The sequence below is a fragment of the Pseudomonas sp. LABIM340 genome (assembly GCF_040017195.2).
GTDB lineage: Bacteria > Pseudomonadota > Gammaproteobacteria > Pseudomonadales > Pseudomonadaceae > Pseudomonas.
Genome location: NZ_CM200227.1, coordinates 37,553 through 61,566 on the forward strand (window position 1 = coordinate 37,553; position 24,014 = coordinate 61,566).

Consider the following 24,014-nt stretch of genomic DNA (forward strand, 5'->3'; position numbering starts at 1 on the left):
GGGGGCTCACAAAAAACAAAAGGCTTGCCGGGGCAAGCCTTTGGGGGATGGGGTCACGCCTGTTGCCGGTGCTGCTTTTCCAGCTTCTTGCGGATGCGGTCGCGCTTGAGGTTGGACAGGTAGTCGACGAACAGCTTGCCGTTGAGGTGATCGCATTCGTGCTGGATGCACACCGCGAGCAGGCCCTCGGCCTCTTCCTCGAACGGATTGCCGTCGCGGTCCTGGGCCTTGATCCGCACCTTCTGCGGACGGTCTACATTTTCATAGAAGCCGGGCACCGACAGGCAACCTTCCTGGTACTGGTCCATTTCCTCGGTGAGGAATTCGAACTCCGGGTTGATGTAGACCCGGGGTTCGGACTTGTCCTCGGACAGGTCCATCACCACGACGCGCTTGTGCACGTTGATCTGCGTGGCGGCCAGGCCAATGCCCGGTGCCTCGTACATGGTCTCGAACATGTCGTCGATCAGTGTGCGCAGGGCGTCATCGAAGACCGTGACGGGCTTGGCGATGGTCCGCAGGCGCGGATCGGGGAATTCGAGAATGTTCAGAATGGCCATATACGTTTGTGATGCACTTGTGGAATAAAGTCAAAATCGGCTGCTAATATGCTGAGCAGCATCGAAAAACGCTGGAAAGCGCGGTAGGGGCGGCTTCCAGGCGTTTCATGTGTACACATAATAAAGGGATTCACCGCATGAGGAAAACACTACTCGCCCTGCTGCTGCTCGCCGCAGGCGGGGTGGCGCAGGCTGCCGTGCAGCTCAAGGAAGGCCATCCGGATCGCTATACCGTAGTGAAGGGCGACACCCTCTGGGACATCTCCGGCAAGTTCCTCAGCAAGCCGTGGAAGTGGCCGGAAATCTGGCAGGTGAATCCGCAGATTCAGAACCCGCACCTGATCTATCCGGGTGACGTGCTGAGCCTCACTTACATCGACGGCCAGCCACGCCTGATGCTCAACCGCGGCGAATCGCGCGGGACCATCAAGCTGTCGCCGCGGGTACGCAGCACCCCGATCGCCGAGGCGATCCCGACCATCCCGCTGGACAAGATCAACGCCTTCCTGCTGTCCAACCGCATCGTCGACAGCTCTGACGAATTCGCCAACGCCCCCTATGTGGTTGCGGGTGACGCCGAAAGCGTGATCAGCGGTGCCGGCGACCGCGCCTACGCTCGCGGCAACTCGCTGTCCGAAGAGGGCAGCTACGGCATCTTCCGTCAGGCCAAGGTCTACACCGACCCGGAAACCAATGAAGTGCTGGGCGTCGACGCCATGGATGTCGGCAGTGCCAATGTCACGGCGAAGGAACGCGATATCGCTACCCTGAACCTGACCCGCTCGACCCAGGAAGTCCGTTCGGGCGACCGCCTGTTCCCCACCGAGGAGCGTGCGATCACTTCGACCTTCATGCCCAGCGAGCCGAGCACCCCGATCAAGGGCACCATCATCGACGTGCCGCGCGGCGTGACCCAGATCGGCAAATACGATGTGGTGACCATCGACAAGGGCGCCCGCGATGGCCTGGCCGAAGGCAACGTGCTGGCGATCTACAAGCTGGGCGAAACCGTGCGCGACCGCGTCACCGATGACATGGTGAAGATCCCGGACGAGCGCTCGGGCCTAGTGATGATCTTCCGCACCTACAACCGCCTGAGCTACGGCCTGGTGCTGACCGCCACCCGTTCGCTGGAAGTCAACGACCGCGTCCTCAATCCCTGATCGACGTGTGAGTTGAAGAAAACCCCGCTCCGGCGGGGTTTTTTGTGGGCGCGATCCGGAAGGGTCCGACAGCGGGGGCGTCAGCCAGCGCGGCATAGTCCGGGTGTCTTCCCCACGCCAAGGACTGCGCCATGCCCGTTGACCCGACTCTCTCCCCGTCCGAACTCGAAGCGCGGCTGCGCCTGCACGGTCTGCCCGAACTGGGTCCCCGTCGATTCCGCCGCCTGCTGGGGGCCTTCGGCTCGGCATCCGCTGCCTTGAGCGCGCCGGCGCCTGCCTGGCGCTCCCTGGGGTTGCCTGCCGCCTGCGCGGAGCCGCGCCGCGATGCGTCCATCCGTGAACAGGCGGCTCAGGCGCTGCGCTGGCTGGAGGCGCCGGAGCATCATCTGGTCATGTGGGACGCCCCCGGTTACCCCGCTCTGCTGGCCGAGCTGGATGATGCGCCACCACTGCTGTTCCTGGCGGGCGATCCGAGCCTGCTGGAGCGCCCGCAACTGGCGATGGTCGGAAGCCGCCGGGCCAGCAAGCCGGGGCTGGATACCGCACGGGCCTTCGCCCGCAGCCTGGCCGGCGGTGGCTTCGTGATCACCAGCGGTCTGGCGCTGGGCATCGATGGCGCGGCCCATGAGGGGGCGCTGGAAGCTGGCGGCAAGACTGTCGCCGTGCTGGGCACAGGTCTGGAGCATCTCTACCCGCGTCGTCATCTCGGCTTGGCGAAACGCATCGTCGAGCAGGGAGGCGCGGTGATCTCCGAGCTGCCGCTGACCTGTGCGCCCCAGGCCTCGAATTTCCCAAGGCGCAACCGGATCATCAGCGGCCTCTCCCTGGGCACGCTGGTGGTGGAGGCCAGCCCGTCGAGCGGGTCACTGATCACGGCGCGACTGGCCGCCGAGCAGGGCCGTGAGGTCTATGCGATTCCCGGCTCCATCCATCACCCCGGCGCGCGCGGCTGCCACGAGCTGATCCGCCAGGGAGCGATGCTGGTGGAGACGGTCGAGCATATCCTCGAAGGCCTGCAGGGGTGGACGCACGGCGCACCGACGGTGGAGGTCGCGCCCGTATTGCCGTCTCACCCTCTGGTCGACCTGCTGCGCGCCGCGCCGCAAAGCAGCGAGCAACTGGCGTTGCGCAGTGGCCTTGAGCTGCCGCAATTGCTGGCGGAACTCACCGAACTGGAGCTGGACGGGCGGGTGGCCTGCGAGGCCGGCGTCTGGGTGCATCGCGCCCCCTGAGCACGTAAACTGCCGCGCATCGCAGATCCGAGGAAATCACGATGTACAGCAACTGGCGAACCCAGCGTATGGCCCAGGTCGTGCGCGACGGCGGTGTGATCGCTTACCCGACCGAAGCCGTCTGGGGCCTGGGCTGCGACCCGTGGAGCGCCGACGCCGTGTACCGCCTGCTGGCAATCAAGGCTCGCCCGGTGGAAAAGGGCATGATCGTGGTGGCCGGCGACATCCGCCAGTTCGACTTCCTCCTCGAAGACCTGCCCGAAGCCTGGCAGGACAAGCTTGCCGCCAGCTGGCCCGGCCCGAATACCTGGCTGGTGCCGCACCAGGGCCGTCTGCCCGAGTGGGTGACCGGCGAGCACGAGACCGTGGCCCTTCGCGTCACCGACCACCCGCTGGTGCGCGAGCTGTGCCGCTTCACCGGCCCGCTGATCTCCACCTCCGCCAACCCCGCCGGCCGCCCGGCCGCGCGCAGCCGCCTGCGCGTCGAGCAGTATTTCCGTGGCGAGCTGGATGGCGTGCTCGGTGGCGCCCTGGGCGGGCGCCGTAATCCGAGCCTGATCCGCGATCTGCGCACCGGCGAGACCGTCAGACCCTCCTGACCCTTCAGGAGCGTCCCGTGGACGCGATCGCGGGCATGGCCCGCTCCTAAAGGGATAAGTACCGTTACGGCAGCAGGATGGTCGAGCCGGTGGTGCGCCGCGCCGCCAGCTCGGTCTGTGCCTTGGCGGCGTCGGCCAGGGCAAAGCGCTGGTTGATCTCCACCTTCACCTTGCCGCTGGTGATCATGCCGAACAGATCATCGGCCATCGCCTGCAGACGCTCCGGCGTGCTGGCATAGCCGAACAGCGTCGGACGGGTGACGTAGAGCGAGCCCTTCTGCGAAAGGATGCCCAGGTTCACCCCGTCCACCGGGCCGGAGGCGTTGCCGAAGCTAACCACCAGGCCGCGCTGGGCGGTGCAGTCCAGCGAGGTCAGCCAGGTGTCCTTGCCCACCGAGTCGTAGACCACCGGGCACTTCTTGCCGTCGGTGAGTGCGAGCACGCGTTCGACCACGTTCTCGTGGCTGTAGTCGATGGTTTCCCAGGCACCGTGGGATTTCGCCAGCTCCGCCTTGGCCGCCGAACTCACGGTGCCGATCAGGTGCGCGCCGATGGCCTTCGCCCACTGGCAGGCGATCAGCCCGACACCGCCGGCCGCCGCGTGCCAGAGGATGGTCTGACCCGGCTGCACGTTGTACGTCTGGCGCAGCAGGTACTGCACGGTCAGGCCCTTGAGCATGACGGCGGCGGCCTGCTCGAAGGTGATCGCATCCGGCAGCTTCACCACACTGGCCGCCGGCAGCGTGTGCTGCTCGCTGTAGGCGCCCAGCGGGCCGGTGGCGTAACCGACGCGGTCGCCGACCTTCACGCTGGTCACCGCGCTGCCCACCGCTTCCACCTCGCCGGCGCCTTCGGTGCCGACGCCAGATGGCATGCTCGGCGCGGGATACAGGCCGCTGCGGTAGTAGGTGTCGATGAAGTTCAGGCCGATGGCGCGGTTGCGCACCCGCACCTCGTTCGGGCCGGGCTCGGCCGGGGTGTAGTCGACGATCTCGAGGACTTCCGGGCCGCCGGTCTTGGCGAATTGAACACGCTTGGCCATGTCGCTCTCCTGAGGGCGCGAGGCTCTGCCTCGCCGGGGAAAAGACTTTCATCCAAGCCGCACACATGACGGGCGTCAAGACCAGCTTTGCCGTCGGCGATGGTATGCTGGCGCCCGTTTTCATACCTGAACCCCGCTCCGGCCCGCGCCACGCGTGGCTTTCCCGCTCCAAGGTGATTCTCGTGACCGACCGCATCGAGGCCGTGAAGGCCTACCTGCTCGACCTGCAAGACCGCATCTGCGCCGCACTCGAAGCCGAGGACGGCAGCGCTCGTTTCGTCGAGGACGCCTGGCAGCGCCCGGCGGGCGGCGGCGGTCGGACGCGGGTGATCGGTGATGGCGCGCTGATCGAGAAAGGCGGTGTGAACTTCTCCCACGTGTTCGGCGCCGGCCTGCCGCCAAGTGCCAGCGCGCACCGTCCGGAACTGGCCGGGCGCGGCTTCCAGGCGCTGGGCGTGTCGCTGGTAATCCACCCGACCAACCCCCACGTGCCGACCTCCCACGCCAACGTGCGCTTCTTCATCGCCGAGAAGGAAGGCGAGGAAGCGGTCTGGTGGTTCGGTGGCGGCTTCGACCTGACGCCCTACTACGCCCATGAGGAAGACTGCGTGCTCTGGCACCAGGTCGCCCGCGATGCCTGCGCGCCCTTCGGCGAGGACGTCTACCCGCGCTACAAGGAATGGTGCGACCGCTACTTCCACATCAAGCACCGCAACGAACCGCGCGGTGTCGGCGGCCTGTTCTTCGACGACCTGAACCAGTGGGACTTCGACACCAGCTTCGCCTTCCTGCGCGCCATCGGCGATGCCTACATCGACGCCTACCTGCCCATCGTGCGCAAGCGCAAGGACACCCCGTACACCGAGCAGCAGCGCGAGTTCCAGGCCTTCCGCCGCGGCCGCTACGTCGAGTTCAACCTGGTCTACGACCGCGGCACCCTGTTCGGCCTGCAGTCGGGCGGGCGCACCGAGTCGATCCTCATGTCGCTGCCGCCGCAGGTGCGCTGGGGCTACGACTGGAAGCCGGAGCCCGGCAGCGAGGAAGCGCGCCTGACCGAGTACTTCCTCACCGATCGGGACTGGCTGGCGCAGGCCTGAGTCGAATTCACGCGAACCTGCAGGAGCGCCCCGTGGGCGCGTTCGCGGGCATGGCCCGCTCCTACAGGGTGGGTACGCTGGTGGTAACCCGGCAATCCCAAGCCCTTTCCTCCAATATTTACGTTCCAGGATTCTGAATGGACCGCTACTGCGTCTTCGGCAACCCCATCGGCCACAGCAAGTCGCCGCAGATCCACCGTCTGTTCGCCGAACAGACCGGCCAGGCGCTGAGCTATGACACGCGACTGGCGCCGCTGGACGACTTCGCCGGGAGCGCCCGCGAGTTCTTCGCCGATGGCCTGGGTGGCAACGTCACCGTGCCGTTCAAGGAAGACGCCTACCGCCTGGCCACTGAGCTGAGCGAGCGCGCGCGCCGGGCTGGCGCGGTGAACACCCTGAAGAAACTCGACGGCGGCGGGCTGCTGGGCGACAACACCGACGGCGCCGGGCTGACCCGCGACCTCACGGTGAACCACGGCGTCGTCCTGCGTGGTGCGCGCATCCTGGTGCTGGGAGCCGGTGGTGCTGTGCGCGGAATCCTAGAACCCTTCCTCGGCCAGCAGCCGGCCTGCATCGTCATCGCCAACCGCACGGCGGCCAAGGCCGAGCAACTGGCGGAAGCCTTCAAGGACCTGGGCCCGGTGAGCGGTGGCGGTTTCGACCTGCACGCCGAGCCCTTCGACCTGATCGTCAACGGCACCTCGGCCTCCCTGGCCGGCGAGCTGCCGCCCATCGATCCTTCGCTGATCCAGCCGGGGCATACCGTCTGCTACGACATGATGTACGGCAAGGACGTGACGGCCTTCAACCGCTGGGCCGCCGAACATGGCGCGGCGCGCTGCATCGACGGGCTGGGCATGCTGGTCGAGCAGGCGGCGGAAGCCTTCCTGCTGTGGCGCGGCGTGCGCCCGGATTCGGCGCCGGTGCTGGACGAATTGCGCCGTCAGCTCAAGGGCTGATCAGCGCTCCTACCGGATACTCCTGCGCTCGGATCGCCCCTCACCCTAACCCTCTCCCAAGGGGAGAGGGGACCGTTCGGTGCAGGATCAAGTCATGGCGTCAGCCGGCACGATCAGCGCCCTCTCCCTGAGGGAGAGGGCTGGGGTGAGGGGAACAGCGCAAGCACGGAATCATCCGGTGAAGGACGGTCGCTCCTGTAACGGGGCACCCCAACCCCAAAGGTGTGAAGCAAAAGCGCACACCTACTCCTCGACCAGCAGCACCCCGCCCTTCCCCATCTGCTTTTCCAGCTCCGCGCGCACCCGTGGCCGGGCGTTGCGCAGCACCAGGCTGCGGCCTTCGCCGGCGAGGCGGCGGGCTTCCTGCTGGAGCATCTGCGCGCCGGCGAAGTCGATGAAGTTCACGTGGTGGGCGTCCAGCACCAGGCGTTCGCCGCGGCTGTGCTGCATCAGCTTCTGCAGGTAGTCGCAGGCGCCGAAGAAGATCGAGCCTTCGATGCGCAGCACTTCCTCGTCCTCCTTCTCCCACTGCTGCACGCGCGGCTGCGAGGTGCGCTTGAGGTAGAAGAACAGCGAGGCCAGCACGCCCGCGTAGATGGCGTTCTGCAGCGGCAGCAGCAGGGTGGCGGCGAGGGTCAGCAGCATCACCAGGGATTCCGCGCGGCTGCCTTTCCACAGCGCGCGCAGCGCCGGGCGATCCACCAGGCTCCAGCAGATCAGCAGGATGCCGGCGGCCATCGCCGGTAGCGGGATATGGGTGATCAGGCCGGCGCCAGCCACGGCGAGAAGTGCGACCCACATTGCCGAGAAAACCCCGGCCAGCGGCGTGCGTGCGCCCGCTTCCTGGTTCAGCCCGGAGCGGGTGAAGGAGCCGGCGGACAGCGTGCCCGACAGCCAGGGTCCGATCAGGTTGGACAGCCCCTGCGCGCGCACTTCCTGGTTGGCGTCCAGCGGCTGGTGCGAGCGCGCGGCCAGGGCGCGGGCAATCGACAGGCTGGTGACCAGCCCGAGCATGCCGCAGGCCACGGCGGCGGGGAGCAACTGGGCGATGGCTGTCAGGTCGAACGACAACGCGCTGAGCGGCGGCAGCGCGCTGCGGAAGGCGGCCACCTTGGCAACGTCGGAGAAAGTCGTCGGCATCGCCCAGACCAGCGCACTGGCGCCGAACAGGCCGACCAGCAGCGCCGGCCCGCGCCGCCACAGGCGTTTGACGATCAGGCTCAGTACCAGGCTGAACAGGCCCACCAGCAGCGATGGCCCGTGGAACTGCGGCAGCTTCCACCAGAGCGCGGCGGCGCTGGTCAGCGCCGTGCCCTGCCCCGCTGCACTGATGCCGAGCAGGTACGGCAACTGGCCGATCACGATCACCAGCGCGGCGCCGCAGGTGAAGCCGAGCAGCACCGAGTGCGAAACGAAGTTAACCAGCACGCCGAAGCGCAGCATGCCCAGTAACCACTGGAACAAGCCGGCGAGGAAGGTCAGCAGCAGCGCGTACTGGATGAACTGCGCGCTGCCCGGCGGCGCCAGCGGGGCGATGGCGGTGAACAGCACCACCGAGATCGCCGCCGTCGGTCCGCCGACCATGTGTTTCGACGAACCCCACAGGCAGGCGATCAGCACCGGCAGCATCGCCGCGTAGAGCCCGTATTCTGCTGGCAGTCCGGCGATCAGTGCGTAGGCCATGGACTGCGGCAGGGCGAGCACCGCGCCGGAAAGGCCCACACCCAGGTCACGGCGCAGGTCGCGAGCGCTGACCTGGGGCAACCAGACGAGGAACGGCAGCAGGCGGATCAGGCGCTCCATCGACGGCCTACAGCTTGGCCTTCACGGCGGCCAGCGCGTCCCCGCCGTCGCGGGTCTTCACGCCTTGCAGCCAGGTGTCGAGGCTCTGCGGGTTGGCCTTGATCCAGGCTTTCACGGCGTCGGGGTTCTTCACGTTCTTCTCCAGAACCTCGGCCATGATGGCGTTCTCCATCTTCAGGTCGAAGGACAGGTTGGCCAGCAGCTTGCCGCTGTTCGGGCACTGCTCGGTGTAGCCGTTGCGGGTCACGGTGAACACGCTGCCGGTGCTGCCGAAATACTTCTCGCCGCCGGTGAGGTACTTCATGTCGTACTTCACGTTCATCGGGTGCGGCGTCCAGCCGAGGAACACCACCCAGCGCTCGCGCTTCACCGCGCGGCCGACCTCGGCGAGCATCGCCTGCTCGCTGGATTCCACCAGCTTCCAGTCGCCCAGGCCGAACTCGTCGCCTGTGATCATCTTCTGGATCGACTGGTTGGCCGGCGCGCCGGAACCGATGCCGTAGACCTTCTTGTTGAACTGGTCGGCGTGCTTGTCGAGGTCGTCGAAGGTTTTTACCCCGGCGTTCCACACGTAGGTCGGTACGGCCAGGGTGAACTCGGTGCCCTGCAGGTTCTTCGCCAGCTGGGTGACCTGCTTGCTGGCGATGAACTGGTCGTGGAAGCCCTGCTGCGCCGGCATCCAGTTGCCGAGGAAGGCGTCCACCTGGCCGTCGCGCAGGCCGCCGTAGGTGATGGGCACCGACAGGGTGTCGATCTTCACCTTGTAGCCCAGGCCCTCGAGGAGGAAAGCGGCGATGCCATTGGTGACGGCGATGTCGGTCCAGCCCGGATCGGCCAGCTTCACCGTACTGCAGGCTTCATCTTCGGCCCGGGCCAGCGGGCCGCCCAGCGCCAGTGCGCTGGCCAGCAATAGTGCGGATGCTTGTCGTACGGTGCGCTTGGTCATGCTCCCTTCCCCTTCGGCGTGTTGTGGTTGTTATTTCGGTTGCGGATAGCGGGCGCGGCGCTCCAGATCGTCGAGGTCGATGTGGTTGCGCATGTACTGCTGGCTGGCGTCGACCAGGGGCTGGTGGTCCCAGCTTTTCAGCGTGCCGTGAGTCAGCGCGTCGGCCACCAGCCGGCGGCGGCGCTGGCTGGCCAGCACCTGCCGGGTGATGGCTGGCACGTCCCAGCGCGCGCGCGCTTCACCCAGCAGGTCGCGTACCAGGTTGGCGTGGGCCGGCGAATCCATGAGGTTCTGCAGCTCGCGCGGATCGTTGGCGACGTCGAACAGCAGGCATGGGTCCTGTTCGGAGTAGATGAACTTGAAGTCGCCGCGGCGGATCATCATCAGCGGGCTGACGGTGCCTTCGGCGGTGTATTCGCCGATCACTTCGTCGTGCCCGCCGGCGCCTTGCAGATGCGGCAGCAGCGAGCGGCCATCGAGATCGACGCCGGGCTCGACCTGCCCGCCGGCCAGTTCGACGAGGGTGGGCAGCAGGTCGACGGTGGACACCGACTGGCTGACCCGATGCGCGGCGAAACGCTTGGGCGCGTGCACCAGCAGCGGCACGCGGGCGGCCATCTCGAACCAGTGCATCTTGTACCAGAGGCCGCGCTCGCCAAGCATGTCGCCGTGGTCGCCGGAGAACACGATCAGGGTGTCATCGGACAGACCGCAATCCTCCAGGGTGCGCAGCAGCGCGCCGATCTGCGCGTCGACATAGCTGCACGCGCCGAAGTAGGCGCGGCGCGCGGCGCGCACCTTCTCTTCGGGCATTTCCTGGCCCCACAGGTCGATCACCTTGAGCAGCCGCTGCGAGTGCGGGTCCTGCTCGTCCTGGGCGATCTGCACCGAGGGCAGTGGGATGTCCTCGTCGCGGTACAGGTCCCAGTATTCGCGCGGGATGGTGTAGGGGTCATGCGGGTGGGTCATGGACACGGTGAGGCAGAACGGCTGCTCGGGGTGTTCGCGCACGTGGTCGTAGAGGTACTGGCGCGCCTTGAACACCACTTCCTCGTCGAAGTCGAGCTGGTTGGTGCGCACGCAGGGTCCGGCCTGCAGCACCGAAGACATGTTGTGATACCAGCTCGGGCGCACGTCCGGCTCATCCCAGTTCACCGCCCAGCCATAGTCGGCCGGGTAGATGTCGCTGGTCAGGCGCTCCTCGTAGCCGTGCAGCTGGTCCGGGCCGCAGAAGTGCATCTTGCCCGACAGCGCGGTGCGGTAACCGAGGCGGCGCAGGTAGTGCGCATAGGTGGGGACGTCGGCGGCAAAATCCGCGGCGTTGTCCCAGGCGCCGATCTTGGTCGGCAACTGGCCGCTCACCAGGGTGAAGCGCGAGGGCGCGCAGAGCGGGCTGTTGCAGTAGGCCGAGTCGAAGACCACGCCTTCACCGGCGAGGCGCGAGAGGTTGGGCAGCTTGATGGGCGACTGGGCGTCGTAGAAGGGCAGGAGCGGCGCGGCCATCTGGTCGGCCATGATGAAGAGGATGTTCGGGCGCTGGCGCTTCATGGCGTTGGGCTTATCCTGTTGGCGCTGTTATGGGATGCTGTGCGGTACGAGTCTGTTGGCTGCTGGATTAGGGGTAAAGCGCATGGCGCAGCATGCTTCGGATAACACATGCTTATGCGAGAGCAAGCCATGAGCGTGCCGCTGGAGCTGCTGCGTGTGTTCGAATCCGCCGCGCGGCTGCTCAGCTTCACCGCCGCCGCCGGCGAGCTGGGCACCACCCAGCCGGCGGTCAGCCAGCAGATCAAGCGCCTGGAGAAACTCCTCGCCGTGCGCCTGTTCGACCGCATTCACCGGGGCATTGCCCTCACCGAGAGTGGACAGGTGCTGCAGCAGCACGTTCAGGCCGGGTTGGAGAGCATCGACGCCGGTATCGCCGCGGTCACCGCGCGACATCCCCACGAAGTGCTGCAGGTCGCTACCGACTTCGCCTTCGCCGCGTACTGGCTGATGCCGCGCCTGCCGCGCTTCCGCCAGGCGCATCCGGAGCTGGATGTCGGCCTGATCAGCAGTGACCGCAGCCCTGTTTCCCTGCGTAGCGACATCGATGTGGCCATCGCCTTCGGCGACGGGCGCTTCAAGCATGGCGAGGCGCTGCGCCTGTTCAGCGAGGAAGTCTTCCCGGTGTGCAGCCCGCGCCTGCTTGAAGGCCGCGAGCTGCCGCTGTCGCCCCAGGCACTCACCGAATTGCCGCTGCTGCACCTCAAGCCCGAAGCCTCCAGCCGCTGGTTCGACTGGGGCGGGGTCTATCGCGCGCTGGGGATCGACGGCGCGCCGGCGCCGGCCGGGCTGCGTTTCGACAACTACACCCTGCTGGTGCAGGCGGCCATCGCCGGGCAGGGTGTGGCCATCGGCTGGCGGCATCTGGTCGACGAACTGCTGGAACAGGGGTTACTGTGCCGGCCCATCGCCGGATCGCAGCAGTCGCGCTTCGGCTATTACGCCGTGCTGCCCGAGCGCAAACGGCGGATGCGCCTGGTGCAGCGTTTCGTCGACTGGCTGCAGGCGGAACTGGAGCAGGACCGATGAGCGAGATTCAGGACTTCCACGCCCACGTCTATTTCGACGCCGGCAGCATCGAGCGCGCCCGCGCGCTGTGCGAGGAGGCGGCGCGCCGCTTCGGCGCGAAGATGGGCCGCGTCCACGAGCGGCCGGTCGGCCCGCACCCGGACTGGAGCTGCCAGCTGGCCTTCGACAATGCCACCTTCGCCACCCTGGTGCCGTGGCTGGCGCTGAACCGCGACGGCCTGGTGATCCTGGTCCACCCCAATACCGGCAACGACCTGCGCGATCACCGCGACTACGCCATGTGGCTGGGCGAGGTGCGGCCGCTGGATCTCTCGCAGTTCACGAGCTGACACTTTTTTGCATTCGATAATAATTCTCGATTCGGTGTATGCTGCCCACCCTTCGTATCGGCCTGACAGACGTTGGCCGATTTTCCAGGGTATTTCGGCCATCATGCGGCGCTTCGCCTCTTCCTCCCTGCTGCAGAGCTTCCAGGCGCACTACGCGGACCTGATGCGCTTCCTCGCCCGCAGGCTGGGGGACAACCAGCGCGCCGCCGACGTTGCCCAGGACACCTGGCTGCGCCTGGCGGACCACCCCGCCGAATCCGAGGTGCAGGACCCGCGCGCCTACCTGTTCCGCGTGGCCGGCAACATCGCCATCGACAACCTGCGCCGCGAGGGCCGGCTGGCCGAGCTGCACGTCGACGAAACCGCCGCCAACGACCTGAGCGATCCCGCGTCCGGGCTGGAGCACCGCCTGCTCGCCCATGAGGCGCTGGAACATCTGGACGCTGCCCTCGACCAGTTGCCGACGAACGCCCGCGAGGCGCTGCTGATGAACCGCCTCGACGGCCTCACCCACGCGCAGATCGCCCAGCGCCTGGGCGTGTCCGAGAGCATGGTGGGCAAGTACATCGTCCAGGCCATGCGCCACTGCCGCGACTGGGCGCAGCGCCAGGAGGGCACGCCATGAGCCGCGTGGAGCTATCCCTCTCGGATCAGGCCATCGAGCGCCTGGTGCAGCTGCAGTCGGGCAGCGCCGGGGCCGCCGAGCGCATGGACTTCCTGCGCTGGCGCGGACAGAGCGCGGAGCACGAACTCGCGGCTCGCGAGGCCGAAGCCCTGTGGGGCGCCTTGCCGGAAACCCGCAGCGCCCAGCGCTATCGCCAGCGTGCGCGGCGCCCTCGTCGCCTGCTGGCGCTGGCCGCCGCTGCGTGCGTGGCCGCCATCGCGGTGACCATCGCCCTGCCCGAGCCGCTGGCCGGGCTGTATTCCGACTATGCCACCCGCACCGGCGAGCGGCGGATGCTGGAGCTGGCCGACGGCAGCCGCGTCTGGCTGAACAGCGACAGCGCGTTGTCCGTGGACTTCAGCCCGCAGCAGCGGCGCCTGCGGCTGCATGGCGGCGAGGCGTTGTTCGAGGTGGCCAAGGACCCGGCACGGCCCTTCATCGTCGAAGCCAGGGGCGGCGAAGTGCGTGCCGTGGGGACGCGCTTCGATGTCGACAGCCGTGGGCCGCAGGTGCGCGTGGACGTGACCGAAGGTGTGGTCCAGGTGAACAGTGCCGGCAGCGCGCCGGTGCGGCTGTCCGCCGGCGAGCGCCTGAGCTACCGCGACAGCACCGTACCCGAGCCGGTGCAGCCGCTGGACCTGTCCAGCGCCAGCGCCTGGCAGCGCGGCAAGCTGATCTTCAACCAGCGCCCGCTGGGCGAGGTGCTCGATGAACTGGAACGCTACGTGCCCGGCCGCATCGTGCTGACCGACAGCGCCCTGCGCCAGCACAAGGTCAGCGGCGTGTTCGACCTGCAGGACCCCGGCGCCCTGCTCAAGACCCTGGAGCGGTTGCAGCCGGTGACTGTGACCCACCTGCCCTGGCTGGTACTGATCCGCCCCGCGCCGAAAGCCTGAAGCACTCTGTAGGAGCGCGCCATGCGCGCGATCGCGGGCATGGCGCGCTCCTACAAGGGGTCGCCCGTGGTGAGCGGTTCGCGAGCAATTACTAGGCGTCCCCCTCCCTCCTACAGGGGATGCTGGGCGGGGCCGTAGGGCGAATAACGCCCCGGCGTTATCCGCCGCGCACGCCGTGACGGCGGATGAAGCGTGCCGCTTCATTCGCCCTACGAGAGCGATGACCGTCCGCTCACACAAGAAAATGAAAATTTTTTGCATTTAGCACTGCAAGGTTTGCCTAGCCGTTTCGTCGTAGGCAGGAACGCGAAAAATTCTCAATACGCGACCCTGCCCACACAAGAACGGATTTCACCCGCATGCATTACCGTCCTTCCCCGCTGCACCGCGCGCTGTTGCTGGCTTCCCTGCTCGGCACCGTCGCTCCCCTGGCCCATGCGGCCGGTTCCGCCGCCGTCGAACTGCACATCGCCCCGCGCAGCCTGGACAGCGCGCTGACCCAGTTCGCCGACCAAGCCGGGCTGCACCTGCTGTTCAACTCCGAGGACATCCAGGGCCTGCAGAGTGAAGGGCTGGACGGCACCTACAGCACCGAGGAAGCGCTGAACCAGTTGCTCTCCGGCAGCGGTGTGAGCTGGCGCTTCACCGACGAGCGCACCGTGCTGCTCAAGCGCGAGAAGGACGACTCCGCCGCCCTGAGCCTGGCGCCGATGCAGATCAGCGTGGCGGCGCGTACGCCCACCGAGATCAGCTCGATCCCTGGCACCGTCTGGGTGGTCGACCAGACCCAGCTGCGCGAACAGCTGGACACTGGCGTCAGCCTCAAGGAAGCCGTGGGCAAGCTGGTCCCCGGCCTCGACCTGGCGCCGGAAGGCCGTACCAACTACGGCCAGAACATGCGCGGGCGCAACGTGCTGGTGATGATCGACGGCGTCAGCCAGAACAGCTCGCGTGGCCTGTCGCGCCAGTTCGACAGCATCTCGCCGTTCAACGTCGAGCGCATCGAGGTGCTCTCCGGTGCCAGCGCCATCTACGGCGGCGGCGCCACCGGCGGCATCATCAACATCATCACCAAGAAGGGTGCGGCCGGTGATGCGCGCTTCGAGACGCAGCTGGGCGCCACCAGCGGCTTCAACAACAGCGACGACCTGTCGACCCGCGCCGCCCAGTCCATCAGCGGCGGCAACGACAGCGTGGTCGGTCGCCTGGGCGTCTCGGCGGAGAAGAACGAAGCCTTCTACGACGGCGCCGGCAACCAGATCTTCATCGACAACACCCAGACCGACCTGCAGTACAACCGCACCGTCGATGTGATGGGCAACCTCACCGCGCAGTTCACCGACGAGCAGAGCCTCGACCTGCTGGCGCAGTATTACGACTCGGGCAACGACGGCAGTACCGGCATCTACTTTCCCAACCTGAAGTACCAGGGCCCGTCGAACCTGGAAGACGCGGAGATTCGCAGTGGTCTGGATACCGATCTGGAGCCGCGCTCGCGCCGCGTACTGCTCAACGCCAACTACCACCACAGCAACCTGCTGGAGCAGGACTTCTACCTGCAGGCGTACTACCGCAAGGAAGACGACAACTTCTATCCCTTCCCTTACTACAACACCGGCAAGCCCACCGGTTCCAAGGGCGTGTACTTCGCCGGCTCGCAGCAGAATTTCGAGGTCAGCGGCCTCAAGGGCCTGTTCAGCAAGCAGTGGGATTCGCTGAAGTTCACCTACGGCGTGGACTTCGACCACGAGCGCTTCAACGCCGAGCAGAAGGTCTTCGACCAGCGCCTGTCCTCCGAGAGCGGCGGCCTGGACCTGGAAACCGCCAGCAGTGCGCCACGCTACCCCAGCTACATCGTCGACGGCCTGTCGGTCTACGGCCAGCTGGACTGGAAGGCCACCGACAACCTGACCATTTCCGGCGGCGCGCGCCACCAGAAGATGGACGTCGAAGTGGACGACTTCAAAGGCGTGCCCGGCGGCAGCAACGACTACCAGGTCAACCTGTTCAACCTCGGCGCGATCTACGACTTCAAGAACGGCCACCAGGTCTGGACCAACTACAGCGAAGGCTTCGACCTGCCCGACCCGGCCAAGTACTACGGCAAGGCCGGCCTGTCGGTAGACGACAACCCGTTGGCCGGCATCAAGAGCCGCCAGGTCGAGACCGGCTGGCGCTACAGCGACCTGCAGTGGCAGGCGCAGGCGGCGGTCTACTACATCTGGTCCGACAAGATCATCACCACCGACGCGGCGACCCTGACCATCGACGTGGAAGACCAGAAGAGCCGCGATTTCGGCTTCGAGGGCGCGGTCACCCGCTACTTCGACAATGGCTGGCAGGGCGGCACCACGCTGCACCTGGTGCGCTCGGAAGAAGAGGACGCCGATGGTGACTGGATCAAGCGCGATGCGCGCTATGCGTCGCTATCCAAGTCCACCGCGTTCGTTAGCTGGGGCGATGGCGAGCGCAGCGCCCGTCTGCAGGCCCAGCATGCGTTCAACCTGAAGGACGACGCGGACCATGAGATCGACGGCTACACCACCTTCGACCTGATGGGCGAGCACAAGACCGGCTTCGGCACCTTCAGCGCCGGTATCCAGAACCTGCTGGACAAGCAGTACAGCACCGTCTGGGGCCAGCGCGCCGCGCTGTTCTATTCGCCGACCTACGGGCCGGCCTACCTCTACGACTACCAGGGGCGCGGTCGTACCTTCACCCTGGGCTGGAGCCTGGAATACTGAGGGCCTGAAAGCTCTCTACCTGAAAAGACTCAGGCCACCTTTCCGGTGGCCTGATCGAGGGTTTCCACTATGCCGCCGCTGAGGCTTCGGCAGTGGCATAAAAGCACTTCGCCGAGCAGTTGCAACGAGGGCGTGGCGAAGTAGTCCAGCAGCGCCTCCTCGTCCTTCCAACTGCCCTGCAGCAGCCACGGCTGGCCGTTCTCACGGGCCACCAGCTGGCAGCGCAGGCATCCCGGCGCGCGGCGTGCGCCGTCGACCAGGTTGTCGATCAGGGCACCCAGCTCCGCCTCGTGGCCTAGCCGGGGGTGGATCTGCAATTCGTGTTCGATGGGTGTTTGCCAGTGCATGTCCTGTCCTCCGCGATCCAGGAAGAAGCCCGAGGTGGCTCCTCGGACGACTGACAGGAAGCTTACGGCGCGGCCAGGGCCGGGCGTTATCCGGATGCTGTCGCCTTCTTGCCTGATCCTGCGGGACCTTCGCCATGCTTTGAAACCGGGTATTTCTGGCCCTTGCACCGCCACGGTGCGCGACCCGATGCCGGGATGGCTTGTCCATTCCTGCCGATTGCTTGCCTGATCCTCCAGCGGCTGCCTTACTGTCACACGCGCGCATGCGTCGTGGGCGTAAGCTTCGTGCGCCGCCACTGGAGGTCCTGTGCATGTCCCAGTCCGTTCCCGCTTTCGATCCCATCGCCGCCGGCCGCCAGGAGCTGGCCGACATCATCCAGCGCCACTGCCAGGGTGAAGGTCTCTTCGAAACCGCCATCGACTCGCTGCTCGTCGCCCGCGGCGACTGTCCCAACGAAGGCCGCATGCCGACGCTCTACCGACCGGCCCTGTGCGTGATCGCCCAGGGCTGCAAGGAAGTGCGCCTGGGCAGCGAGGTCTATCGCTACGACGAGCTCAACCTGCTGGTGGTGTCGGTGACGCTGCCGGTTTCCGGCCAGGTCATCGAGGCCTCGCCGGAGAGGCCCTACCTGTCCATCCGCCTGGACATCGACCCCGGCGAGCTGACCCGGCTGATCGCCGAGGCCGGCCTGGCCGGCACTGCGCCGCGCCCGGCCAGCCGCGGCATCTACCTGCAGCGCCTGGATTGCACCGTGCTTGACGCCTTGCTGCGCCTGATGCGCCTGCTGGATACCCCGCGCGACATCGAGATGCTGGCACCGCTGTTCGTCCGCGAAATCCTCTACCGCCTGCTGCGCGGCCCGCAGGGCCACCTGCTGCACGATCTGGCGATGACCGACAGCCAGACCCACCGCGTCACCCGTGCCATCGAGTGGCTCAACCGCAACTACGACAAGTCGCTGCGCATCGAGGACCTGGCCCGCGAGGTGAACCTCAGCGTGTCCACCCTGCACCACCGCTTCAAGGAAGTGACCGCGCTGAGCCCGCTGCAGTACCAGAAGCAGCTGCGCCTGCAGGAAGCGCGGCGGTTGATGCTGTCCGAAGGACTGGAAGTGGCAGTGGCCGGGCATCGTGTCGGCTACGAGAGCCCGTCGCAGTTCAGCCGCGAATACAGCCGCCTGTTCGGCGCACCGCCGCTGCGCGACCTGGCGAGCCTGCGCGGGGCGTTGGGCAGCGAGGCGGTGCCGGCCTGAGTCGGTGTCGGTTGGCGGACTCCTCTTCCGTGCGGTTCGCGAGCAAGCTCGCTCCTACGAAAACGTCAGCTGGGCGCTCAGCGCTCGTAAAGCTCCAGCGGCAGGTCATCCGGATCGGCGAAGAAGGTGAAGCGCTTGCCGGTCAGTTCGTCGTCGCGGATCGGCTCGCAGGCCACGCCATGGCTCTGCAGATGGGCCACGGCGCTCTCCAGGTCATCCACGGCGAACGCCAGGTGGCGCAGCCCCTGCGCCTCGGGATAGGAAGGCCGTGTCGGCGCGCCGGGGAAGGAGAACAGCTCCAGCCGCGCATCGCCCAGTTCCAGGTCGAGCTTCCACGAGTCGCGGGCGGTGCGGTAGGTCTCGGCGACCACCTTCAGGCCCAGCACCTGGGTGTAGAAGTGCCTGGAGCGCGGGTAGTCCGAGCAGATCAGGGCGACATGATGGAGGCTGTGCAGCAGGGCCATGGGCGGTTCTTCCCGGTGGGTCGGAGCGCTCTATCCTGACAGCCGTGCCCCGACGGTCAATGCTGGCGCTGTGAAGTCGGTCGCCAACGGCGCTGGAGTGATGGCAGTGCGCCTGCTAGCATCCCGCCGCCCACTCCCATAAACGGTCGACAGGATGTCCCCCGTACGGCCGCACCTGAAAGGACTCAGCATGAAAAAGACCGCCCTGGCCATCGCCATTCCCGTTGCCATCGTCGGCGCCGCCGTTGCCGGTGCCTGGTACACCGGCAGCCGCGTCGAGCAGGAAGTGAACCGCGGCATCACCGAAGCCAACGAACTGTTCCAGCAGGAAGCCCCCGGCCTGGGCGCTCACCTGACGCTGGTGGACATCCAGCGCGGCCTGCTCTCCAGCACTGCGCGCTACAACCTGTCCTTCACCGGCAAGGAAGGCGAAGAGCCGCAGATCCTGGTCTTCACCGATCACCTGGAGCACGGCCCCTTCCCCGCCTCGCGCCTGGCGGCCGGCAAGCTGGCGCCAGTCATGGCGCAGAGCCATTTCGCCCTCGAGCAGAACGAGCTGACCGCCCCGCTGTTCACCGCTGCCGGCGGCAAGGCGCCGCTGTCCGGCGAGCTGACCATTCACTACGACCAGAAGCAGGAAGGCAGCGTCGAAACCGCCGCCCTGCAATTCGCCAAGGACAGCGACAAGCTGCGCCTGTCCCCGGCCAAGGTGACTTTCAGCGTTTCCGCCGACAAGAAGGACGTGAGCGCTGTGGGCAACCTCGCTGAGGTCGACCTGGACTTCACCGACGAGAACACCGGCCAGCCGGCGGGCGTGCAGCTGCGCGACCTGGGCATGCAGGGTGACAAGAAGGAAAACGCCAACGGCTTCGCCCTGGGCCCCAGCTCCGCCACCATCAAGAGCCTGAACATCAAGTCGCCGGGTGCGCCGGAAGTCGAACTGCGCGAAGCCGTGGTCGAGGAAGTCCTCAAGCAGGGCGGCAAGGGCCTGGACCAGAGCATCTCCTACCGCATCGGCAAGGTTGTGGTGCAGGGTCAGGAAATCGGCGGCGTGAAGCTCGACCTGAGCCTGCGCAACCTTGATGAAGGCGTGCTCAAGACCTTCAAGGAGTCCTACAACAAGATGGCGCTGGACAGCCTGGAAAGCACCGAGCTGACCCCGGCCCAGGAAGAGGAACTCAAGCGCCTCGGCCTGGCCCTGCTGGAAGGCTCGCCGGTGTTGTCGCTGGACGAGCTGTCGCTGCAGACCAGCCATGGCGTGGCCAAGGCCTCCCTGTCGGTCGACCTGCGCAAGCCCAATGCCGCCGCTGCGACGCCTGACGAGATGGCCCGCAGCATCCTGGCCGCGCTCAAGGCCGACCTGAAGGTCGACAAGGCAGTGATCGGCGACATCGTCGCGCTGCAGGGTTCGCTGGGTGGCGAGGCGGCCGGCAGCGTCGACCCGGTAGCGCTCAAGCAGCAGTCCGATGCCATGACCGACCTGTTCAGCGGCATGGCCCTGAACTCGCAGTGGGCGGTGCTCGACGGCAATGCGCTGTCCAGCTCGCTGGCCTACGCCAACGACCAGGTGAAGTTCAACGGCAAGGACATGAGCGTGCCGGAATTCATGGCCTTCGCCATGGGCTCCGCACAAGGCTTGGGCCTGGGCGGCCCGGCTGCTGGTGCCGAAGAAGAGCCGCAGGAAGAAAGCGTGGAATAAGCCTCGCCTGAAACGAAAAAGCCCGGCATTCGCCGGGCTTTTTTCTGGGTGCAGATCATGCGACCCGCCGCACTTCGGAGCTCCCTGTAGGAGCGGGCCATGCCCGCGATCGCGCGCGTGGCACGCTCCTACACGGGGACCACTCAGCGGGCGCTACGCACGCCTTCGGCCAGTTGACGGCACAGGCCGAGCACGCTCTGCACCGCGTCGGCGGAGCTGGTGGCTTCGGCGATCTTGTCGATCAGCGCCGAACCCACCACCACGCCGTCGGCCAGGCGCGCGATGCTCGCCGCGTGCTCCGGAGTGCGGATGCCGAAACCGATGGAGACCGGCAGGTCGGTGTGGCGACGCAGGCGCGCCACGGCGTCTTCGACATGGTCCAGGGTCGCCGCGCCAGCGCCGGTCACCCCGGCCACCGAAACGTAGTAGACGAAGCCCGAGCTGCCGTTCAGCACGGTCGGCAGGCGCTGGTCGTCGGTGGTCGGCGTGGTCAGGCGGATGAAGTCCAGGCCGGCGGCCTGGGCTGGGTCGCAGAGGTCTTCGTTGTGCTCCGGCGGCAGGTCCACGACGATCAGGCCGTCGACGCCGGCCTCTTTCGCGTCGGCGATGAACTTGTCCACACCGTAGTAGTGGATCGGGTTGAAGTAGCCCATCAGCACCAGCGGTGTGGTGCTGTTGTCCTGGCGGAATTCGCGGACCATCTTCAGCGTCTTGACCAGGTTCTGGCCGTTGCCCAGGGCGCGGATGTTGGCCAGCTGGATCGCCGGGCCGTCGGCCATCGGGTCGGTGAACGGCATGCCCAGCTCGATCACGTCGGCGCCGGCCTCGGGCAGGCCCTTGAGGATGTCCAGCGAGGTCGAGTAGCCCGGATCTCCAGCGGTGATGAAGGTCACCAGGGCGGCGCGGTTCTGCTCTTTGAGTTCGGCGAAGCGGGTCTGCAGGCGGCTCATGCTTGCGGCTCCTGTTGCATGTGGTGCATGACGGTCTGCATGTCCTTGTCGCCACGACCGGACAGGTTCACCACCATGATGTGGTCCTTGGGCAGGTTCGGCGCGCGCTTGAAGACCTCGGCCAGCGCGTGGGAGGACTCCAGCGCGGGGATGATGCCTTCCAGGCGGCAGCACTGGTGGAAGGCTTCCAGCGCCTCGTGGTCGGTGATCGAGGTGTACTCGACGCGGCCGATGTCATGCAGCCAAGCGTGTTCCGGGCCGATGCCGGGGTAGTCCAGGCCGGCGGAGATGGAGTGCGCGTCGATGATCTGGCCGTCCTCGTCCTGCAGCAGGAAGGTGCGGTTGCCGTGCAGCACGCCCGGCACGCCGCCGTTCAGGCTGGCCGCGTGCTTGCCGGTCTCGATGCCGTGGCCGGCGGCTTCGACGCCGATGATCTGCACGCTGGCGTCATCGAGGAACGGGTGGAACAGGCCCATGGCGTTGGAGCCGCCGCCGATGCAGGCGACCAGCGAATCGGGCAGGCGCCCTTCCTTCGCGGCCAGTTGCTCGCGGGTTTCCTTGCCGATCACGGCCTGGAAGTCGCGGACCATCGCCGGGTACGGGTGCGGGCCGGCCACGGTGCCGATCAGGTAGAAGGTGTTGTGCACATTGGTCACCCAGTCGCGCAGCGCTTCGTTCATCGCGTCCTTCAGGGTGCCGGTGCCGGCGGTGACCGGGATCACCTCGGCGCCCAGCAGCTTCATGCGGAACACGTTGGCCTGCTGGCGATCGATGTCGGTGGTGCCCATGAAGATCACGCACTCCATGCCGAAGCGCGCGGCCACGGTGGCGGTCGCCACGCCGTGCATGCCGGCGCCGGTCTCGGCGATGATGCGTTTCTTGCCCATGCGCTTGGCCAGCAGGATCTGGCCGATGCAGTTGTTGATCTTGTGCGCGCCGGTGTGGTTCAGCTCTTCGCGCTTCAGGTAGATCTTCGCGCCGCCGCAGTGCTCGGTCAGGCGCTCGGCGAAGTACAGCGGGCTCGGACGGCCAACATAGTCGCTCTGGAAGTAGGCGAGCTCCTTCTGGAACTCCGGATCTTCCTTGGCCTTCTCGTACTCGCGGGCCAGGTCGTGGATCAGCGGCATCAGGGTCTCGGCGACGTACTGGCCGCCGAAGTGGCCGAACAGGCCCTTGGCGTCTGGACCGGTGCGCAGTGTGGACATGGGAAGGCTCCTTGGGTCTCTTGGCGGTAAGGCACTGGGCACTGCCGCGTGAATTTTCGTAGGGCGCATAACGCGCCAGCGTTATCCGCCGCGGATGGCCTGGCGGATAACCTGTCTCAGGTTATGCGCCCTACCGGGTCGATCGCGCAGCGAGTTGGCTGATGCTCTTACAAGTGCTGCTCAGGATACGGCTGTGTGATGACGGGGAAAAGCGATAAGATCGCCACAACCCGTCAGAAAAACTCACGGATAGAACACCATGAGCCGAGACCTTCCGCCGCTCAACGCCCTGCGCGCCTTCGAAGCCGCCGCCCGACTGCGCGGCATCAGCGCAGCGGCTGACGAGCTGAGCGTCACCCACGGGGCGATCAGCCGGCAGATTCGTCTGCTCGAAGACGAGCTGGGAGTGACCTTGTTCGTCAAGGAAGGACGCGGCGTAAAACTCACCGATGCTGGCGTTCGTCTGAGCGAGGTGGCCAGCGATTCCTTCGAGCGCCTGCGCAGCGTCTGCGCCGAACTGCGCCGCCAGGCCGGCGGCGATGCGCCCTTCGTCCTCGGTTGCCCCGGTAGCCTGTTGGCGCGTTGGTTCATCCCGCGCCTGGACCGCCTGAACCGCGACCTTCCGGACCTGCGCCTGCAACTTTCCGCCAGTGATGGCGACCTCGATCCGCGCCGTGGCGGCCTCGACGCCACCCTGTGCTTCGCCACGCCGCCGTGGCCCGCGGACATGCGCGTGCTGGAGCTGGCGGTGGAAAGCATCGGCCCGGTGCTCAGCCCGCGCTCCCCGCGCTTCGAGCAACTGCGCGAGGCTCCCGCCGGGGCACTGTTGGGCGAGCCGCTGCTGCACACCGTCTCGCGCCCGCAGGCCTGGCCGGAATGGGCCGCGCGCCATGGCCTCGACCCGGCGCGGCTGAAGCTCGGCCAGGGCTTCGAGCACCTCTACTACCTGCTGGAAGCCGCCGTGGCTGGCCTTGGCGTGGCCATCGCGCCGCAGCAACTGGTGGCCGACGACCTCGCCGCCGGCCGCCTCGCCGCGCCCTGGGGCTTCGTCGAAACCACTGCGCGGCTGGCACTGTGGGTCCCCGAACGCCGTGCAGACCCGCGTGCCGAGCGCCTGGCGCGCTGGCTGCAAGTGGAGCTGAACGGCCGCGCGTAAAGTCTGAACCGCCCCCGTTTGCCGTCGGTCCACCCCTCTACTACTGTCCATTGGGCGCGCTGGCATTCTGCCTGTGCGCCGCCAGACCCAGGAGAGAGGCAATGTCCAATCACCACACCTACAAGAAGATCGAGCTGGTCGGCTCCTCGCGCACCAGCATCGAGGATGCGATCAACAACGCCCTGGCCGAAGCGGCCAAAAGCATCGACTTCCTGGAGTGGTTCGAGGTGGTGGATACCCGCGGGCACATCGAGAACGGCGCGGTGGGGCACTACCAGGTGACCATCAAGGTCGGCTTCCGCATCGCCAACAGCTAGATCGCCTGCGGCTCG

Annotated in this window: 23 protein-coding genes; 14 read left to right on the forward strand and 9 right to left on the reverse strand. The window is 66.9% G+C overall.

Features of this window, described 5'->3' with window-relative positions:
• Positions 1-53: 53 nt before the first annotated feature.
• The gene (gene def / locus ABKS89_RS00165; protein ID WP_045213670.1) at positions 54-560 is read right to left on the reverse strand and encodes a peptide deformylase; all 507 of its coding nucleotides are present in this window, start codon (positions 558-560) and stop codon (positions 54-56) included.
• Positions 561-697: 137 nt separating this feature from the next.
• Between def and ABKS89_RS00170 the strand changes: the two genes are divergently transcribed.
• From ABKS89_RS00170 to tsaC, 3 genes are all read left to right on the forward strand, one after another.
• Positions 698-1,723: a LysM peptidoglycan-binding domain-containing protein gene (locus ABKS89_RS00170; RefSeq protein ID WP_138213427.1), complete on the forward strand. Its 1,026-nt coding sequence runs from the start codon at positions 698-700 to the stop codon at positions 1,721-1,723.
• A 131-nt stretch (positions 1,724-1,854) separates the two neighbouring features.
• Complete coding sequence (dprA, locus tag ABKS89_RS00175; protein WP_348588758.1) at positions 1,855-2,955, forward strand: DNA-processing protein DprA; 1,101 nt, start codon at positions 1,855-1,857, stop codon at positions 2,953-2,955.
• A 41-nt stretch (positions 2,956-2,996) separates the two neighbouring features.
• Positions 2,997-3,554, forward strand: a complete 558-nt coding sequence (tsaC, locus tag ABKS89_RS00180; protein ID WP_045213663.1) for an L-threonylcarbamoyladenylate synthase type 1 TsaC — start codon at positions 2,997-2,999, stop codon at positions 3,552-3,554.
• Between the two features lie 64 nt (positions 3,555-3,618).
• On the opposite strand, the gene ABKS89_RS00185 is transcribed toward tsaC, so the two are convergent.
• Positions 3,619-4,596: an NADPH:quinone reductase gene (locus ABKS89_RS00185; protein WP_138213425.1), complete on the reverse strand. Its 978-nt coding sequence runs from the start codon at positions 4,594-4,596 to the stop codon at positions 3,619-3,621.
• Positions 4,597-4,778: 182 nt separating this feature from the next.
• Here ABKS89_RS00185 and hemF point away from each other — a divergent pair, with 182 nt between their 5' ends.
• Complete coding sequence (hemF, locus tag ABKS89_RS00190; protein WP_081518953.1) at positions 4,779-5,693, forward strand: oxygen-dependent coproporphyrinogen oxidase; 915 nt, start codon at positions 4,779-4,781, stop codon at positions 5,691-5,693.
• A 137-nt stretch (positions 5,694-5,830) separates the two neighbouring features.
• On the forward strand, positions 5,831-6,652 hold the full coding sequence (gene aroE, locus ABKS89_RS00195) for a shikimate dehydrogenase (RefSeq protein WP_348588757.1): 822 nt from the start codon (positions 5,831-5,833) through the stop codon (positions 6,650-6,652).
• Between the two features lie 243 nt (positions 6,653-6,895).
• Here the strand turns inward: aroE and ABKS89_RS00200 are convergent, their stop codons facing one another.
• From ABKS89_RS00200 to betC, 3 genes are read right to left on the reverse strand one after another with little or no spacing between them, the layout of a single operon-like run.
• Complete coding sequence (locus tag ABKS89_RS00200) at positions 6,896-8,455, reverse strand: SulP family inorganic anion transporter (RefSeq protein ID WP_348588756.1); 1,560 nt, start codon at positions 8,453-8,455, stop codon at positions 6,896-6,898.
• 7 nt (positions 8,456-8,462) lie between these two features.
• Positions 8,463-9,401, reverse strand: coding sequence for a choline ABC transporter substrate-binding protein (locus ABKS89_RS00205; RefSeq protein ID WP_348588755.1), 939 nt, complete (start codon positions 9,399-9,401; stop codon positions 8,463-8,465).
• 30 nt (positions 9,402-9,431) lie between these two features.
• The gene (gene betC / locus ABKS89_RS00210) at positions 9,432-10,949 is read right to left on the reverse strand and encodes a choline-sulfatase (protein ID WP_348588754.1); all 1,518 of its coding nucleotides are present in this window, start codon (positions 10,947-10,949) and stop codon (positions 9,432-9,434) included.
• Positions 10,950-11,078: 129 nt separating this feature from the next.
• Between betC and ABKS89_RS00215 the strand changes: the two genes are divergently transcribed.
• From ABKS89_RS00215 to ABKS89_RS00235, 5 genes are all read left to right on the forward strand, one after another.
• A complete protein-coding gene (locus ABKS89_RS00215; RefSeq protein ID WP_138213419.1) occupies positions 11,079-11,975 on the forward strand; it encodes a choline sulfate utilization transcriptional regulator in 897 nt (298 codons plus the stop codon).
• Positions 11,972-12,304, forward strand: a complete 333-nt coding sequence (locus ABKS89_RS00220; RefSeq protein WP_138213418.1) for a DOPA 4,5-dioxygenase family protein — start codon at positions 11,972-11,974, stop codon at positions 12,302-12,304. The genes ABKS89_RS00215 and ABKS89_RS00220 overlap by 4 nt, the downstream gene beginning before the upstream one ends.
• Before the next feature lie 103 nt (positions 12,305-12,407).
• Positions 12,408-12,929, forward strand: coding sequence for a sigma-70 family RNA polymerase sigma factor (locus ABKS89_RS00225; protein ID WP_348588753.1), 522 nt, complete (start codon positions 12,408-12,410; stop codon positions 12,927-12,929).
• Positions 12,926-13,864: a FecR family protein gene (locus ABKS89_RS00230; protein ID WP_348588752.1), complete on the forward strand. Its 939-nt coding sequence runs from the start codon at positions 12,926-12,928 to the stop codon at positions 13,862-13,864. Before ABKS89_RS00225 ends, ABKS89_RS00230 begins: the two co-directional genes overlap by 4 nt.
• Positions 13,865-14,223: 359 nt before the next feature.
• A complete protein-coding gene (locus ABKS89_RS00235) occupies positions 14,224-16,608 on the forward strand; it encodes a TonB-dependent receptor (RefSeq protein WP_348588751.1) in 2,385 nt (794 codons plus the stop codon).
• Between the two features lie 29 nt (positions 16,609-16,637).
• Here ABKS89_RS00235 and ABKS89_RS00240 read toward each other — a convergent pair whose 3' ends face one another.
• Positions 16,638-16,955: an antibiotic biosynthesis monooxygenase family protein gene (locus ABKS89_RS00240; RefSeq protein ID WP_138213414.1), complete on the reverse strand. Its 318-nt coding sequence runs from the start codon at positions 16,953-16,955 to the stop codon at positions 16,638-16,640.
• A 311-nt stretch (positions 16,956-17,266) separates the two neighbouring features.
• On the opposite strand from ABKS89_RS00240, the gene ABKS89_RS00245 reads away from it, so the two are divergent.
• Positions 17,267-18,208: an AraC family transcriptional regulator gene (locus ABKS89_RS00245; RefSeq protein ID WP_138213413.1), complete on the forward strand. Its 942-nt coding sequence runs from the start codon at positions 17,267-17,269 to the stop codon at positions 18,206-18,208.
• Between the two features lie 77 nt (positions 18,209-18,285).
• Here the strand turns inward: ABKS89_RS00245 and gloA2 are convergent, their stop codons facing one another.
• Positions 18,286-18,672, reverse strand: coding sequence for an SMU1112c/YaeR family gloxylase I-like metalloprotein (gloA2, locus tag ABKS89_RS00250; protein WP_348588750.1), 387 nt, complete (start codon positions 18,670-18,672; stop codon positions 18,286-18,288).
• A 190-nt stretch (positions 18,673-18,862) separates the two neighbouring features.
• On the opposite strand from gloA2, the gene ABKS89_RS00255 reads away from it, so the two are divergent.
• Positions 18,863-20,371 carry a YdgA family protein gene (locus tag ABKS89_RS00255; RefSeq protein ID WP_348588749.1) on the forward strand — a complete coding sequence of 503 codons (1,509 nt, stop codon included), beginning with the start codon at positions 18,863-18,865 and terminating at the stop codon, positions 20,369-20,371.
• A gap of 143 nt (positions 20,372-20,514) precedes the next feature.
• On the opposite strand, the gene trpA is transcribed toward ABKS89_RS00255, so the two are convergent.
• Together trpA and trpB are read right to left on the reverse strand one after the other, a co-directional pair.
• The gene (trpA, locus tag ABKS89_RS00260; protein ID WP_138213410.1) at positions 20,515-21,321 is read right to left on the reverse strand and encodes a tryptophan synthase subunit alpha; all 807 of its coding nucleotides are present in this window, start codon (positions 21,319-21,321) and stop codon (positions 20,515-20,517) included.
• Positions 21,318-22,526, reverse strand: a complete 1,209-nt coding sequence (trpB, locus tag ABKS89_RS00265) for a tryptophan synthase subunit beta (protein ID WP_081518938.1) — start codon at positions 22,524-22,526, stop codon at positions 21,318-21,320. Before trpB ends, trpA begins: the two co-directional genes overlap by 4 nt.
• 259 nt (positions 22,527-22,785) lie before the next feature.
• Here trpB and ABKS89_RS00270 point away from each other — a divergent pair, with 259 nt between their 5' ends.
• On the forward strand, positions 22,786-23,682 hold the full coding sequence (locus ABKS89_RS00270) for a LysR family transcriptional regulator (RefSeq protein WP_348588748.1): 897 nt from the start codon (positions 22,786-22,788) through the stop codon (positions 23,680-23,682).
• Between the two features lie 101 nt (positions 23,683-23,783).
• Positions 23,784-23,999, forward strand: coding sequence for a dodecin (locus ABKS89_RS00275; RefSeq protein WP_017518905.1), 216 nt, complete (start codon positions 23,784-23,786; stop codon positions 23,997-23,999).
• The last annotated feature ends 15 nt before the right edge of the window (positions 24,000-24,014 follow it).